Origin of the sequence: Flavobacterium hankyongi, assembly GCF_036840915.1 — a bacterium.
GTDB lineage: Bacteria > Bacteroidota > Bacteroidia > Flavobacteriales > Flavobacteriaceae > Flavobacterium > Flavobacterium hankyongi.
The window spans coordinates 2,303,067-2,318,853 of the sequence record NZ_CP085725.1 but is presented as its reverse complement, the minus strand read 5'-3'; the positions used below and the strand labels follow the sequence as shown (position 1 = coordinate 2,318,853).

Genomic DNA, 15,787 nt, shown 5'->3' with positions numbered 1-15,787 from the left:
CGAAAATGAATTTAATTCAAATTATAAGAAAAGCAATCCAAATATCTATTTTGCTATTTGCACTTAATTCCTATTCACAGGATAAAAATATCGGAGGTATCCCTGTAAAAGGCATTTTGCCAATTAAAAGAGGTGAAATAAAGAGTGATGCAAATAATTTTTCAAAAATTTCAAATATTAATGGTAATACATTAACTGCTGGAACACCAACTGGACAGTCAACAGAAGTAGGTGTGACACAAGGTGAATTATCCGTTTCATTAACTGGAGCAGCGCAATATAATATTCCTTTGAGTTTGCCAAATGGAATCAATGGAGTTGTTCCGCAAATAGGCATTGGTTACAATAGTCAAAGTGGTAACGGAAATGCTGGATATGGATGGAATTTGACTGGTATTTCTTGCATAACAAGATCTGGATCAACAACTTACTATGACAATAAAATTTCTACTGTAAACATAGACGATAATGATCGATTTATGTTAGATGGTCAAAGATTAATTTTAAAAACCGGTGTATATGGCTATGATGGAGCTACATACGAAACCGAAAATCAAAGTAATTTAAAAATTACTTCATTTGGAAGAGTAAAAAATGGTCCTGAGTATTTTATTATTGAATATCCAGATGGATCAAAAGCCAAGTTTTCTGGAGGTGGGATTTGTTCTAATTTTAGTTACAGTGAAAATTGGAAAATCATAAGTTGGGAAAGTCCACAAGGTATTAAGATTGAATATGTGTACAATTGTATCACTGGAAACAATAATTATCTTTCAACAATAATTTATAACTATCTAAATGCAAATAGCAAATCTTCAGTAGAATTCATTTATAAAAATAGGGTAAGAGAAGAAAAAGCATATCCAAGTTATCTTAATAATTATGTAGATAATAAACTTATTGATGAAATTAAAATTACTAACAACAATGTTCCTTTTAAAAATTATTTACTTGAATATGACACAACTTCTTTAGGGTATGAAAGGCTGGTAAAAATCACTGAAAAGAATGGAGATAAAACTAAAAACTTAAACCCAACTGTTTTTACTTATGATAATACTCCTTCTACTATATCATATAAAGATATTGGCACAACTTTAACGGTTAGTAACATTAATTACAATAATTCTGGAACTATTTCAGGTGATTTTGATGGAGATGGGAGCCAAGATATTATTTTATATCCTACTACTGGTGTAGATGCAAAGAAAAAGTATTGGTATTTTTCTAATATAAAAGGTAATACTACCAATATAGCTTATGAACATAATATTGGGTATTTTAGAGAATTAATACCAACTTCTTGGTTAAGTCAGAACAACAAACTAATGCCAATGCAAGGTTGGTGTGCTATTCAGTATAACACAACATCAAATATTACTACATTCAAAAATTATTCTTCTGGTACTGTAAATCCAATATACTACCAATATGAAATTAATTATCAATTTCCTAAGTTTGAGTATGGATATTGGGTTGAACCATGTACGAGTACTCCTTTGGGAAAGCAATCAATATCTTCTGATTCTCAAAATGAAAGCATAGTTAAACCAATACCTGACCCAAATCAACCTCAATGGGCTGAAATAATTAGAGAAATTCCTAAAGAATATTTGGGTGGTGATTTTAATGGAGATGGTTTAACAGAAGTATTAATTGTTGAAAAACCTTTTGATTTTACCGTAACTCAAGGATGTTCAACATATACACAAACTTTTCCTGGGGGTAGAGCATATGTTGTAAATCTAGATAGAAGACTTATATCAAACAATGTCAGTGTAATTGGTAACTTATCTATAACTGGTAGTTCTAAAATAATTATTGATGATGTCAATGGAGATGGAAAATCTGATATAATCATTTTTGAAAACGGAAGTGTTAAGGTTTACTCCTTCGATGCAAATAATGTACTAATGAGCCCTGTTGTAACAAACGATAGCAGAGTAAACATAAGTACCCAAATATTATTAGGAGACTATAATGGTGACGGAAAAACAGATTTTATTATACCAAAAGGAACTGGAAATAATTATACTAAATTTTCTTCTACTGGCTCAAAGTTCATTATTGAAGATGCCACTTACGATGTGCCATATCAAGCCAATTATCAAAGTGGATCAAGAACATATACGTATTATCTAATCCCAAACGATTTTAACCAAGATGGAAAAACTGATTTAATTTTTGCTCAGAATATATATGAAGATGTAAGATTGATCAATTTACAACAAGGTTCTATTCTAATTAAAAATTACAAAAATATAGGTAGCAACTTTGTTGAAGAAATGTCTGCTTCATCAGGAACACAACCAACAATTAAAGCTAATGCGCTTCCTATCTTTTTGAATAACAATAAAAGTACATTAAAATCTGAGCTTAATTTTATAACCAACAATAGGATTATTCATTTTGAATCACAAAAGGATTTCAATAAAGATAGATTGCTTAGATCTATTACTTTAGGAAATGGTGTTGTAAATGCAATCAATTATACATGCTTAAAAAATATTGACCCTGATAGTTATGGAGCCTTTGATTATTATCCATCTACTTACACAGAAGATTACCCTAATTTTGATATCACTTCTGCAACTAATTTTCAAGTAGTAAATTTATTAGAAGTTTTCTCTCACACGGACTACAAAAAACAAATGTATAGATACTATGGAGCTGTAAGCAGTGTAGACGGAAAAGGATTTCTTGGATTTAGAGCAATAGCAAAAACCAACTGGTATGATAACAATTTTCCAATTATTACCAATCTAACAAAATTTGATATCAATAAAAAAGGAGCGCCTTATGAAAGTTATACTGTTTTTGGTGAAGTTTATGGTAATGTGACTAATTTTTCGACTTCTAGTTTTATTTCTAAAACTACAATGGGTTATGATTATCAACTTTTTCCTAATAAAGTTTTTAAACTAAATAACATTTCAACTGTAGAACAAAACGGTGTTGAGAATACTTCAAAAGAAATAGTTACTGGGTACGATTCAAACAATAACCCTAAAACTATTACTACCAATACAAAGTTAGGAAGTACAATTGAAGAAAGTGAGACTACAACTTTAGATTATTATTCTGCAACATCTGCGCCATATATTGTAGACAGATTGAACAAAAAAACTTCTTCTGTTACAAATTATAATAGTGCTGTTCCAGTCGATACAAAAACTTCAGAAGAAACATACAGCTATACTGGCAACAATTTAACACAAATTAAAAAGAAAGGACATCTAACAAATGAAGTCACAGAAGATCTAGAATACAACCCTTTTGGAAATCTTATTAAGAAAACAATTTCAGCTAACGGCACAGCAAGTCGTGTAGCAATATTCGAATATGATCCTACTGGAAGATACTTAACTAAAAGCATAACTAATGAAGGATTACAAACTTTATACAACTATGATTTTACAAAAGGAACGCTTACATCAGAAACTGACCCTTATGGCTTAACTACCACTTATGATTATGATACATGGGGAAAGAAAAAAACAGTTACTGATTATTTAGGAAAAAAAACATATTTAACCTACACTAATTCAAGTACAGGAAACGAAGTATATGTAAACAGTACTTCTGATGATGGAAGTTTCACATCATTGGTATATAATAGTCTTGGCAGAGTAATTAAATCTTCAAATAAAAATATAGACGGAAAATATTCAACTGTTTTCACTCAGTATGATATATATGGAAGACCAATTTCAGTAAGTGAACCATACGATGGTAGTAGTTATAATGCTTCTCAATTTACAACAACAACATATGACGAATATGGAAGACCAAAATTGATTAACCATGCAAGTGGAAAAATAACCACGTTAAATTATACAGGACTAACAACAACAAGCAATGATGGAATAAAAAACATTATAACTACCAAAAACTCTTTAGGACAACCAATCTCTGTAACAGATAATGGAGGAACTATAAATTATACTTATTATGCTGATGGAAATCTAAAAAAATCAGATTTTGAAGGAAGTATTACAGAATTAGAATATGATGGCTGGGGAAGAAAAAGTAAATTAAAAGACGCTTCTGCTGGAGAATATATTTATGAGTATAATGAATATGGTGAATTAACTAAGGAAATTGCTCCTAAAGGAATAACAGAATATAAATTGAATAATTCAGGGAAATTAATTGAAAAAACCATTATAGGAAGTAATGGTGATTTAACGAATTCAAAATCAATTTATGGTTATAATACTACAACAAAATTTTTAGAAAGTGTAGCATATGATGATTACTCAGAAATAGGACATCATATAGACTATCTAATAAATTATGATAACAATGCTAGAATTTCAAAAATAGTTGAAACAAATGCTAATAAAGCTATTTTTGAAAAACAAATTGAATATGATGAGTTTGGAAGACCATTAAGAGAATTTTATAAAGCAACAAATCTTAATGATAATAAATCTTCTGAAAAATGGATAAAAAACACCTATAAACTTGGTTTCCATTGGCAAATTGTTGATGATTCAAGTGGTAATACTAATGGTAAAATTCTTTGGGAAACTAATACAGTAGATGCAAGAGGACAATTAACAAGTGGTAAATTTGGTAATGGTATATTACAAACCAATACTTACGATCAATATGGTTTTTTAGAAAAAACAAGTCATAATTACACTAACAGTTTAACGGGGACAACAGCTAATATTATGACATTAGTAAACAGTTTTAATCCTGTAACGTCAAATTTAAACAGTAGAACTAACAGTTTGTTTAATACAAATGAGACTTTTACTTACGACAATCTTGATCGCCTTATAGAATGGTCTGGAGCTTCAAAAACGATTTACAATTTAAAATTCTCAAATACCAATGAAGGATTTGTAGTAACCAATGCTGCTGTTATTGAACTACATACAGATAAGTTAAAAGTTAAAGCAAATAGTCCTCAATCTGGAGTTCAAAAAAAGGTACTGGAAAAAGCGGTTTTTGGTGATAAGTATAAAGTAAAATTAAATTTTGATGATGGTGAAACTGCTGTAGCTTCATATAAAACAAGAATAGTTGTTGTCGAAGAAAATACTGTTACAAACGCTATTGTTGAATACAATTTAGGGTTAATAACTGAAGGTGTATTTGAAGTTGAACATACAATTCAAACAGACAATGTAAATGTTTATATTAAAATTGATAAAAGTGAGAACACTGCCGGATTAAGTGCTCCTAGAACATTTTACATTGACAATTTTATGTTAATTAAAACAGGTGGTAAAAACAAACAGAGCTATGATAATAAAGGAAGAATCACTGGAAATGATTTAGGAAATTATAATTATACAGACATTGCCTCTGCTATTCCTAAGTTTTACAGAAACACATCTGTTGCCACAACTTTTGAAGCTACACAATATTACAAGAAAAACCCCTTACAAGAGGTTGATTATAATGTTTTTAAAAGTCCTGTAAAGATAACAGAACAAGGAGTTGATAAAATAAATTATTTATACAATCCGTTTGATAGCAGATGTGCCATGTATTATGGAAATCTTAACGATGATAAAACCACTCGTCCTAAGCGTAAATATTATTCTTTCGACGGGACAATGGAAATCAATTTTGATGTTGCAAACAACAAGAGTGAATTTGTAACCTATTTAGGAGGAGATGCCTATACCGCTCCAGTTATATTAAAAAGTGATGGAACTGCTCAAAATTATTTCTATCTTCACAGAGACTATCTAGGTACAATTGTTGCAATTACAAACGATTTAGCCGAAGTAGTAGAAAAACGTTCTTTTGATGCATGGGGAGAAATCGCTTCTATTAAAGACAAAAATAATAATGAACTTGAGTTTCTAACCATACTTGATAGAGGTTATACAGGTCATGAACACCTACAAAGTGTTGGTTTAGTTCATATGAACGGTCGTATATATGACCCTAAATTGCATAGATTTTTACAACCAGATAATTTTATTCAAAACCCTTTTAATACCCAAAATTATAATCGTTATGGGTATGTATTGAATAATCCATTAAAATATGTAGATCCTTCTGGTGAAGAATACAACGGAAATCCTGAAACAGGGGGGATGAATGAAACCCAGCAAAGCGCATTAGGTAATGCTATTGCAAATCTTGCACAAAATTGGGATGAATTGGGTATAAAGAACTGGGCAAATAGAAATATAGGTTTTAAACAGGCTGGTTTTGCAAAAGGTGGATGGGTTGACAATAATTTAAGAAGCATAGGAAACTGGTTTACTAAACAATGGAAATCTATTTTTGGAAGTAATAAAAAGTCAGAGAAAGTGTACCTGCCATCTACTCCTAGCTTTTCTAATCATCAATTAACCGGAGGTTGGCAAAATGAGGGGTTTCAGCCATCACAAGCGGTGATTCAAATGCCTACGCAACATACCTTTTTAGGTATAAATATGACAGCACTTTCTGAAGGTAATTTGCTACAAAGGACTGTATATGGCATGGCAAACACAATTAATATTCCTGTTCAATATATGATGGGGAGAAGTGTAGGGGATGGTAGTATGAGAAATCTAAATGGAACATCTACAAGTACAGACGAAGGAGTGCTTTCTTTTGGAACCTTACCTCTAATGTTTGCAGGTGGCGGAGGCGGTGCAGGTGTCATAAGTGGGAATGGAACAAAACTTGCTATTAAGGAAGTGCCTACGATTGTGGGAGAAGGAATGAAACGAGTTGGTATGGAAGCCGCTAAGCACCCAAGTTCTGTTATCCTGAATAATATGCCTAAATTCACAGGTACAGCAGATCAAATTACAAGCCAGATGATGACTTACAATCGTCAATGGTTATTGCAGCAAATGAGAAGCGGAAGACCAATTATAAATATCGGTTTAGACCCTAATAGAGGAGCACCAAGTATTTTCTATCAGATGGAACAAAATATGATTAAAAATTATTTAAAACTTCATCCTAATGCATTTCAAATAATAACACCATGATAACAATGATTAACGGTAAAAAATATATAGAATTAGTAGAATTATTTTTCTCTTTTTTACTTAAAGAATTTGGATTTGAATTATTAAAAGTAACAGAGAATGGAAATGTTTTTTATGATGTTGAATATACTGATTATAAAAGGACTGTATCTATTTCATATGAAAATATAGAAGATTATCTACAAGTGATAGTTTTTAGGTTAAAAAATGGAGAACTTCCAAACTATGATGATAAATCACAAACTTTACATTTAAATGAATTAAATAAGAGGGTACTTCCTCTTATCAGTAAGGAGGAAATTCAAGAAAATAATGAAAAATTTAATATAATATTTACAAATACTGAATTGGAAAAAAAATTATTAAAATCTGCAAAGGAGTTAAGAATTATTTTAAAGTATTGGGATAAGATTTAGATAGATAACATTAAAATAAAATTTTAAACATGAAAATTCTTAAATGTGTTATTTTTTCTATTATCTACTGTTGTTATTCATGTTCGAGTGAAGATCAAGAAGCAGGGGATGGAGGAAGTGGTTTTGAAATTAGTTTGAATAGTTCAACAACAAACCCTTCAATAGATGAAGAGTTTACTGTTAATGTCACAACAAATGAAACCACACAAGCTGTTTGGGTTTCGTTAGATAATTTTACTACAGGAGGTTATACTGTTCAAAATTTAGATAATAATTTTAATTTACGCTTTAATTTTGATCAGCTAGGACAAAAAACAATCTATATAAGATGTAAAAATGCTAATGGTAGTGTGGCTGAAAAGCATTTGAATATAAATATTCAAAGAGGTAATGCAATCAAAATTAATGGATTGCAGGTGATTTCTTTTTACAATGTGAATTCTAGTTATGACCCTGAATATCCAAACACTAATCCAAATCATTTGGCTGATTTACAATTTGGTTTTGCCAAATCTAAATTAGGAGATTTCTTAAATAGCACATATTCATATAGGCGATGGTTTTTGTCTCCAATTATAGAAAATCAAGGAACAATGACTTGGGACGTATCGGGTCAAAATTTATTCATAAATCCATCAAAATCTTTATTGTTTACTTTAGCAGATATAGATGATAATATCGCAGGCGCTGATTTATTAAATGGTCCTCCAGATTATCGTATTTTGAGTTTTTCAAATTATACAACTACAAAACCAAATAGTATTACCTATTCATATCCAGAGATTAATCTAGAGATTAAATTAAATATTGAATGGGCAAATTGATAAATAAAAAATTTAGTTTTATACTTTTGATATTAGCTTTATTCTCATCAATATTGTCTCATGCACAAGGAGAAGCAAATATTTGGTATTTTGGCAACAAGGCAGGGTTAGATTTTAATAGTGGTGTTCCAGTTGCCCTTACAAATGGTCAACTTAATACTGAGGAAGGTTGTGCAACATTATCTGACAGCAATGGACAACTGTTATTTTACACTGATGGTATTACAGTTTACAATCGTAATCATCAAGTGATGTTAAATGGTGCTGGCTTGATGGGACACTCTTCAACTACACAATCGGCTACTATTGTGCCAAAACCAGGATCTTCTAATTTATTTTATGTTTTCACAATCGATGTTGTGGCTGGGCCAAATGGTTTTAGGTATTCCATAATTGATTTGAATTTAGATGGAGGGCTAGGAGGTGTTACTACGGATAAAAATGTTTTAGTTTATGCACCTACTTGTGAAAAAATTTCAATCGTAAAACATTCGAATAATACTGATTTTTGGGTTGTTACACATGGCTTTGGCAATAATGCCTTTTATTCTCATCTATTAAATTCTTCAGGATTAAGCCCAACAACAATCTCAAGTAATGTAGGTGTTGTGGTAAATAATACTTATAATACAAATTCAATGGGATATATGAAAATATCTCCCAATGGTAAAAAATTGGCTGTTTGCCATCAGTTCTTATATTTAGCACAATTGTTTGATTTTGATAATACTACTGGAGTAATTTCAAACCCCATTACACTAATTAATAATGATACAGGACAATTATATGGTGCTGAATTTTCGCCAAATAGTGAATTATTATATTTAACAACAAATATTAGTAGAAAACTATATCAGTTTGACTTAAATGCCAGTAATATTCCTGCTTCACAAGTTCTAGTTCATACTTTTTCTGATTTTCCAGGAGCTTTACAACTTGGGCCTGATAAAAAAATATATATTGCTCAATTTGGGTCTAATAAATTAAGCTCAATAAATAACCCTGATATTATTGGAATTGGTTGTAATGTTTTATTAAACAATGTTGATCTGGCAGGGAAAGTATCTATTTTAGGACTTCCTGCATTCAATCAATCTTTTTTCTTTATTCCAGAAATTGAGGCTGAAAATGCATGTGCTGGAGAAGTAGCACAATTTTCATTAAATACTAATCAAAATATTGTTAATGCATTATGGAATTTTGGTGATGGTAGTCCAATACAAAATAGTATAGTTGGGAATCACACTTACACTAATCCAGGGACATACACAGTTTCGGTGACAGCAACTAATAATAATGGCATAACAGGGACTAAAACAAGAGATATTATTATATCTTCAGTGCCAACAGCAACTCAGCCTTTGGACATTTTAGAATGTGACAATAATAATAATGGGTTTTATACTTTTGATTTGACCACATTAGATTTGGCAATTCTAAATGGTCAAAATCCTAACCAGTTCAAAGTAAAATACTTTGCCAATGCTACAGATTACAGTAATAATATATTTATTGTAACACCTACTAATTATCAAAATGTAATTGCTTATCAACAACAATCGATAATAGCAGAAGTCTATAACATTCAAAATAACGCTTGCAAAGCAACTACAGCATTTAATATAGATGTTTTCGACACACCAAGTTCCACGACAAATATATCTAGTTTGACTTCTTGTGACAATACGACTTTTGGTACAGATACTGATGGGAAAATTCGTTTTGATTTGTCCCAAAAAGCAACTGAAATCCTAAACGGGCAGTCACCAAGTCAATTTACTATTACATATTTTATTGATGCAGGTTTGTCAAATATTATTGCAACTCCTGCCAATTATGTAAATACCAATAGTACGGAAACAATTTATGTAAAAGTCAGCAATGTAGATAATGCTAATTGTTTTGCCACAACTTCGTTTACAATTGAAGTTTTTCCATTACCAATCATTACAAATATTGTTTCCCTAAAACAATGCGACGACAATATTGATGGTTTTAGTAGTTTTAATCTAACTGAAGCCAATAGTAAAATATCTGCTAATTTTGCATCTGAAACATTCAGCTATTTTGAAACTGTCTCAGATGCTCAAAACAATGTTAATCCCATAACAAATTTTACTACTTATATCAACCAAGTAGTAAGTAATGATGTAGTATATGTTAGAGTAACTAATACAAATGGTTGTTTTAGGATAGCACAACTTAATTTAAGTGTATCAACTACACAGATTCCTGCAAATTTTACTAGAAATTTTACAGTTTGTGATGATGCTATTTTAGGCACAAACACAGATGGTGTAAGTAGTTTTGATTTCAGTAGTGTCACTCCACAAATTCAAAGTTTATTCCCTATAGGACAGCAGTTAATTATATCTTATTATCGCAATTTACAAGACGCACTTGGGGAACAAAATGCTATAATTGACATTTCGAATTATAGAAACACGGGTTATCCTAATTCTCAAAATATTTACATTAGAGTAGATAGTGCTGTAAATAATGATTGTCTAGGATTGGGGCAACACATAACATTAAATGTTGAACGAATTCCTATTGTACAGCCACAAGAGTACAGATTTTGTGATGATAATCAAGATGGACTATATCCATTTAATACAACAAATTTACAGTCAAGTTTATTAAACGGATTAACCAATGTGTCTGTTGCTTATTATGATCAAAATAATAATATTTTACCAAGTCCATTGTCAAATCCATTTGTAACAGCTTCACAAATTATTAAAGCAATTGTGACTAATAACACGCCAACAGCTTGTAACTATGAAACAACAATAAAATTTATTGTAGATGATTTACCTGAAGCTTTCCCAATAAGTACAACTTTATCTACAGTTTGTGATGATGAATTAAATCCAATGAATCAAGACGGATTATTTGCTTTTGATACATCAACATTCCAAAATTCGATTTTAGGCAATCAAACTGGTATGATAGTCAATTATTATGATCAAAATAATAATCCATTAGCTAGTCCACTCCCTAATCCATTTATTACAGCTACACAAAATGTACGTGTTGAGATAGTTAATCCTAATAATGTAAACTGTAAATCAATCTACAATATTCCTTTTGTAGTTCATCCTGTTCCAAAAATCAATTTAAACGGAAATGAAATCGTATGTAACGAATTGACGATCACTAAAATTCTCAATGCGGGAATTGAAGATGGGACTTCAATAAATGATTATACTTACATCTGGAAGAAAGATGGGATTATACTTTCTAATGAGACAAACTATACACTAAATGTTAATCAAGAAGGGACTTACGCAGTAGAGGTTAAAAACGCTTTTGGCTGTACTCGAACAAGAACTATTAATGTAGTTGCTTCTGACCTTGCTACTATTTCAAACATTCAAGTTAGTGATTTGTCCGAGTCGAATTCAATAATTGTAAATGTAACAGGTGATGGGAACTATGTGTATAGTTTAGATGCTATTAACTTTCAAGAATCAAACATATTTTACAATTTACCTGCGGGTGTTTATACTGTTTATGTAAAAGACTTAAATGGTTGTGGGATTTCAAAAGAAGAAGTAAGTGTTTTAGGAATTCCAAAATATTTTACACCTAATGGAGACGGTTATCATGATTATTGGAACATTCAAGGAATAAGCAGTAAAATAAATACTAAAACAGAAATCCATATTTTTGATCGTTTTGGAAAACTAATCAAGCAATTGAATCCAACTTCCCAAGGGTGGGATGGCACTTATCTAGGACAGCCATTACCTTCTTCTGATTATTGGTACTCTATAAAGTTGGAAGATGGTAGAGATATAAAAGGACATTTTGCGTTGAAAAGATAATCCTTTTCACATTGTTCATTGTCAAGTTTTCAATAGAAGAATAAGATAAACTCTATACTAAATTAACGTATCTAACTTTAGTTGCAACTAAAATTGCAATCATTTAAAAACTCAATTTTTTTATTAAAATAGCTTTTAAATGGTTATTATATTCAGCATAAAGTTTTAGTGTTCAAATTAAAGCAACCAAATTTAAACTAATGGTTGCAGTTTGGTTGCAATATCATTGCAATGATTTTGTAGAAAAATATTAGATAATTGCAATCCTCAAAATATTTTCTAAATGATTTATCGACTAGTAGAAAAAAAAGAATTGAACTAAATTAAAAAGTGTTTATTGTGTACTTAAAAAGTAAAGCCATAAAAACAATCAATAAAAATAGAACATATTAATATTATTAATCTAAACCGCTGTTATGAGCTGGCTTAATCTAGTTCACTCTTAAAAATAACTTTGATTTTTTCGTTAGCAAAGTATTTGATAAAAGTTTCTATGTCTATTCCAATTCCTGTATATTCAACTAAAAATAAGACATTAGACTTTGACGCTTTCATTTGTCTTAATATTGTAGGATAATCATCACTGACAGTGGGTTTTATTTCTATGTTTAAAGGGAATGTTTCATAAGTATCTTTCCCTAAATACTTATATGTTCCGTCATTTAATAAGTCCATTGTTTCTTTGAAAGTGAACATAAAGCTTAAGGAAACATCAATGCCAGCATTTTCAAATTGTCTTCTTTCGATCTTTACATCAATTAAGTCCTTACCGAATGAAAAATTCCATCTTTCAGGTATTTTCACAATATTGGCATATAAATATGGAAATACAATTTTTGAAAGTTTTAAGCAATATTCCTTATCTAAAAATTGTGCTTGTAATTTATTATGTTCAGGAGTGTTTGTTGGTTCTTTGAAGTTATTTATGATAATTACTTTTAATTCAGGGAATTTTTGAATGAACCAACTTTGTGATAACAACCAATTTCTATATTCAGGATCATTAATTAAAATTTCAACTGGTTGATCTTTATATTTTCCGAAAGGGATGATTTTGTTTTGGGTCATAATTATCAATTTGTTTCGTTTTGCAAAGCTTGTTTATAACATCCTGCCAACTTTAAGAAGTTGGAGATTTTTTCCCGAACCTTTCCATTAGGACTGAAACCAAATATACGAAAAGACCGTTTCATTAAACCTTAAACCCCAATTTTCTTAATACTTCTTTTAGCTGCCGTAAAATTATAATTCAAAGGGAAACTGTCCATTGTCTCGAATGTTTATAGCGATGTTAAATAACGGTAAGTTTGTAGAAATGTAATATTCCTTTTCTACTTCTGATATTTGTTCACGAATTGCTAATAAAATTGGAATCATAACCTTCTTCAATTTATCGATAATCACATCGTTATGATACTCATATAGATAATAATCTTTTCCAAATATCTTCTGACTTTCTCTAAAATAATGACTTAATGGTTCGAGTTTCCATTTTATTTCATAATACTGGCAAAGAAACTCTAAATTATTATATATATGTTTTAAAAATAAAATTCGACTTATTTCGATTCCCATGAATTCATCGCGCCCATAATTTTCATCAAAAAAGCTATTGTATTCTCCATACATTGAAATGAATGTTGTTGTGTTGATTTCTGCAATCATTATATTTTTTTCTTGAAAATAAGCAGCTAAAAATGGATATAAGTTATCCAATTTCAATTCATTACTTTTTTGTATCTTATACGAAAATGTTTTCTGCTCGGCATATTTAATAAATGATTTTCTTATGGCACTCTTAACAGGTTCAAAATAAACCAACTCATTTGTCACGTCCACAATACAAAGCATTACTGGAGTTGGAAAATTCCTCCAATAATTTGTCGTTGAGATTTTAACATCTGAAAAATTGTAAGTTTCCTTTTTTGTCCATGTTAAATCATTGATTCCTTTGAGTTGAATTGAAATCAGTTCTCCAGTTACCTGATTTTTTTTATTTACAATTTCAATATAACAGTCAATTCCATAATCTCTTTCAGTAACATCTCTAATAATCCATGAGTTTGGAATATTTCTACTGAAAATTTTATAGGACGCAGTTTCAGTAACATGATTATCTATTCTTTGTGGTAATTCCATAGAATTTGTTATTTATTGTAGTTAACGTTTCAGGGTTTGGCATCAGTAGAGGAAATTGTAGCGAAAAATTTCAATTTAGCGACACGGAAAGCAAAAGCCAAAATTTTAAATTTTAGCTTAACCCGACATTTCGCCAAACCCATATTATATGCAGACCTGTTAGATTTTTTCAAAGTATTCTTCGTTAGTCTTAATTTTCATATGTTTTTCCAAATACTTCGCCTGATTATAAACATACCCCTCATATCCGATGCTTTTTAGAATTAGCTTGCTTATCAATGTAAAGAGTTTTGCTGAAACATAGGATAAATAGAGCTCTGTATTTTCTTCTTCTTTAATTTCTTCCGTGTCGAGCAGTATGTTTCCATGAAGCAAATCATTTCTATGCTTAATTATAGCAATGTCATGCAAGGTTAAGCATATACCAAGTTGTTCAAACGGACGAGTTAATTTTTCATTATTCGTTAAATGCTCTTTGTTAATAGGTTTATTAACTTCATTTAATCGTCTCTTTAATTTCAAGAGATTGGTCTCGCTCAACGTTTCAGCATTATCATCAATGACTTTATGTAATTCATTGACTATTTTGACGGTTAATGTTGCATCGTTAATTGGCTTTTCAAGTCCAGTTTCTTCAATGCTTAAATGTTTAGATAGCTGTTCAATAATAACGGCAAACGAACTTGGAATTATCAATAAAGATCTAATTGATGTTGCTTCTAATATGACTAAAATTGCGACTGAAAACTCTGGTTCAGTATGTATTTTGTAAACAAGGTTTGAAAAATTGGTTAATGTTATCCTTGTAAGTTTTTTTAAATAAAATTCAGCAATGTCATTTTCAATGTCTGGGTAAGAATAAGGATTTGTTATAATTGGACTATACATTCCTTTCAAAGTCGGTCTAATATAGTTTGAATAATAACAGTTTCCAACATCATCAAAAGTGAATTTTTCTCCACCTACCATTAATTTATTAATGAATCCTATTGCTTGTTGAATGGAAAAGCAAACGTCAGAAAATTCATCATAGTTCTGTTCTTGCAAACATTCAAAAACATAAAATCCTTTGTTGTTATATTTTAGTTGAGTTACATCATAGTCTTTTCCATTAAGATTTATGCGGATGCAATCATAAAAATACTCTCTGCCTTGTCTTTGATGCGTTACTGTTTCAAACTCTTTATGAAAGGTATTTATATTTTTTAATTCAATTTTAAAAAATGTTTTATATAATCCATATTGCTTAAAGCTTTCAGATTGAAATCTGTTTAATTCAATTGTAGTTTCAGAACTTACGGAATTGTCAATTTTTAAATCTGTTTGTTTGGAAGTACTTCCAAGCTTTTTTGTTTCGTATATAACATCATTATAAACAAATGATAGTTTAGTAGTGTCATCTTCATCCTCTAAAAATCTTGCATTGATTTTAAGTTGAAATTTTTCTTTTTCCTTTATTAAGAAGGCCTCAATTTCCTTATCTTCAATAAGTTCAACTTTAATTTTTTCTTTAGAGCTTATATTGTCAATAAACTTTAGTTCTATTTCAAAGTTTTTGTCGTTTTTTATTTGTTTTGTCGAGATACTCATTTTAGTGCAAAATATTGAGGAAGGGTAGTAGC

General features: G+C 30.1%; 7 protein-coding genes. 4 read left to right on the top strand and 3 right to left on the bottom strand.

The features are described 5' to 3' along the window. The first annotated feature begins 5 nt into the window (after positions 1-5). From LJY17_RS10680 to LJY17_RS10665, 4 genes are read left to right on the top strand one after another with little or no spacing between them, the layout of a single operon-like run. The gene (locus tag LJY17_RS10680; RefSeq protein WP_264543812.1) at positions 6-6,956 is read left to right on the top strand and encodes an RHS repeat-associated core domain-containing protein; all 6,951 of its coding nucleotides are present in this window, start codon (positions 6-8) and stop codon (positions 6,954-6,956) included. After that, the gene (locus LJY17_RS10675; protein ID WP_264543811.1) at positions 6,953-7,372 is read left to right on the top strand and encodes a hypothetical protein; all 420 of its coding nucleotides are present in this window, start codon (positions 6,953-6,955) and stop codon (positions 7,370-7,372) included. The genes LJY17_RS10680 and LJY17_RS10675 overlap by 4 nt, the downstream gene beginning before the upstream one ends. 29 nt (positions 7,373-7,401) lie before the next feature. Continuing rightward, the gene (locus tag LJY17_RS10670; RefSeq protein WP_264543810.1) at positions 7,402-8,196 is read left to right on the top strand and encodes a hypothetical protein; all 795 of its coding nucleotides are present in this window, start codon (positions 7,402-7,404) and stop codon (positions 8,194-8,196) included. Next, the gene (locus LJY17_RS10665) at positions 8,184-12,026 is read left to right on the top strand and encodes a T9SS type B sorting domain-containing protein (protein WP_264543809.1); all 3,843 of its coding nucleotides are present in this window, start codon (positions 8,184-8,186) and stop codon (positions 12,024-12,026) included. Before LJY17_RS10670 ends, LJY17_RS10665 begins: the two co-directional genes overlap by 13 nt. A gap of 426 nt (positions 12,027-12,452) precedes the next feature. Here the strand turns inward: LJY17_RS10665 and LJY17_RS10660 are convergent, their stop codons facing one another. The 3 genes from LJY17_RS10660 to LJY17_RS10650 all read right to left on the bottom strand — a co-directional run bounded on the left by LJY17_RS10660 (position 12,453) and on the right by LJY17_RS10650 (position 15,755). Then, positions 12,453-13,094: a hypothetical protein gene (locus LJY17_RS10660; RefSeq protein WP_264543808.1), complete on the bottom strand. Its 642-nt coding sequence runs from the start codon at positions 13,092-13,094 to the stop codon at positions 12,453-12,455. Positions 13,095-13,268: 174 nt separating this feature from the next. Next, complete coding sequence (locus LJY17_RS10655; RefSeq protein ID WP_264543807.1) at positions 13,269-14,165, bottom strand: DUF4365 domain-containing protein; 897 nt, start codon at positions 14,163-14,165, stop codon at positions 13,269-13,271. A 159-nt stretch (positions 14,166-14,324) separates the two neighbouring features. Further along, positions 14,325-15,755 (bottom strand): hypothetical protein, encoded by a 1,431-nt coding sequence (locus LJY17_RS10650; RefSeq protein ID WP_264543806.1) that lies wholly within the window; start codon positions 15,753-15,755, stop codon positions 14,325-14,327. Positions 15,756-15,787 lie beyond the last annotated feature (32 nt).

Bases quoted from the DNA above. Each gene is read 5' to 3' on its own strand.
- LJY17_RS10665 (WP_264543809.1), top strand. From the start codon at position 8,184: ATGGGCAAATTGATAAATAAAAAATTTAGTTTTATACTTTTGATATTA.
- LJY17_RS10670 (WP_264543810.1), top strand. From the start codon at position 7,402: ATGAAAATTCTTAAATGTGTTATTTTTTCTATTATCTACTGTTGTTAT.
- LJY17_RS10680 (WP_264543812.1), top strand. From the start codon at position 6: ATGAATTTAATTCAAATTATAAGAAAAGCAATCCAAATATCTATTTTG.
- LJY17_RS10650 (WP_264543806.1), bottom strand. From the start codon at position 15,755: ATGAGTATCTCGACAAAACAAATAAAAAACGACAAAAACTTTGAAATA.
- LJY17_RS10660 (WP_264543808.1), bottom strand. From the start codon at position 13,094: ATGACCCAAAACAAAATCATCCCTTTCGGAAAATATAAAGATCAACCA.
- LJY17_RS10655 (WP_264543807.1), bottom strand. From the start codon at position 14,165: ATGGAATTACCACAAAGAATAGATAATCATGTTACTGAAACTGCGTCC.
- LJY17_RS10675 (WP_264543811.1), top strand. From the start codon at position 6,953: ATGATAACAATGATTAACGGTAAAAAATATATAGAATTAGTAGAATTA.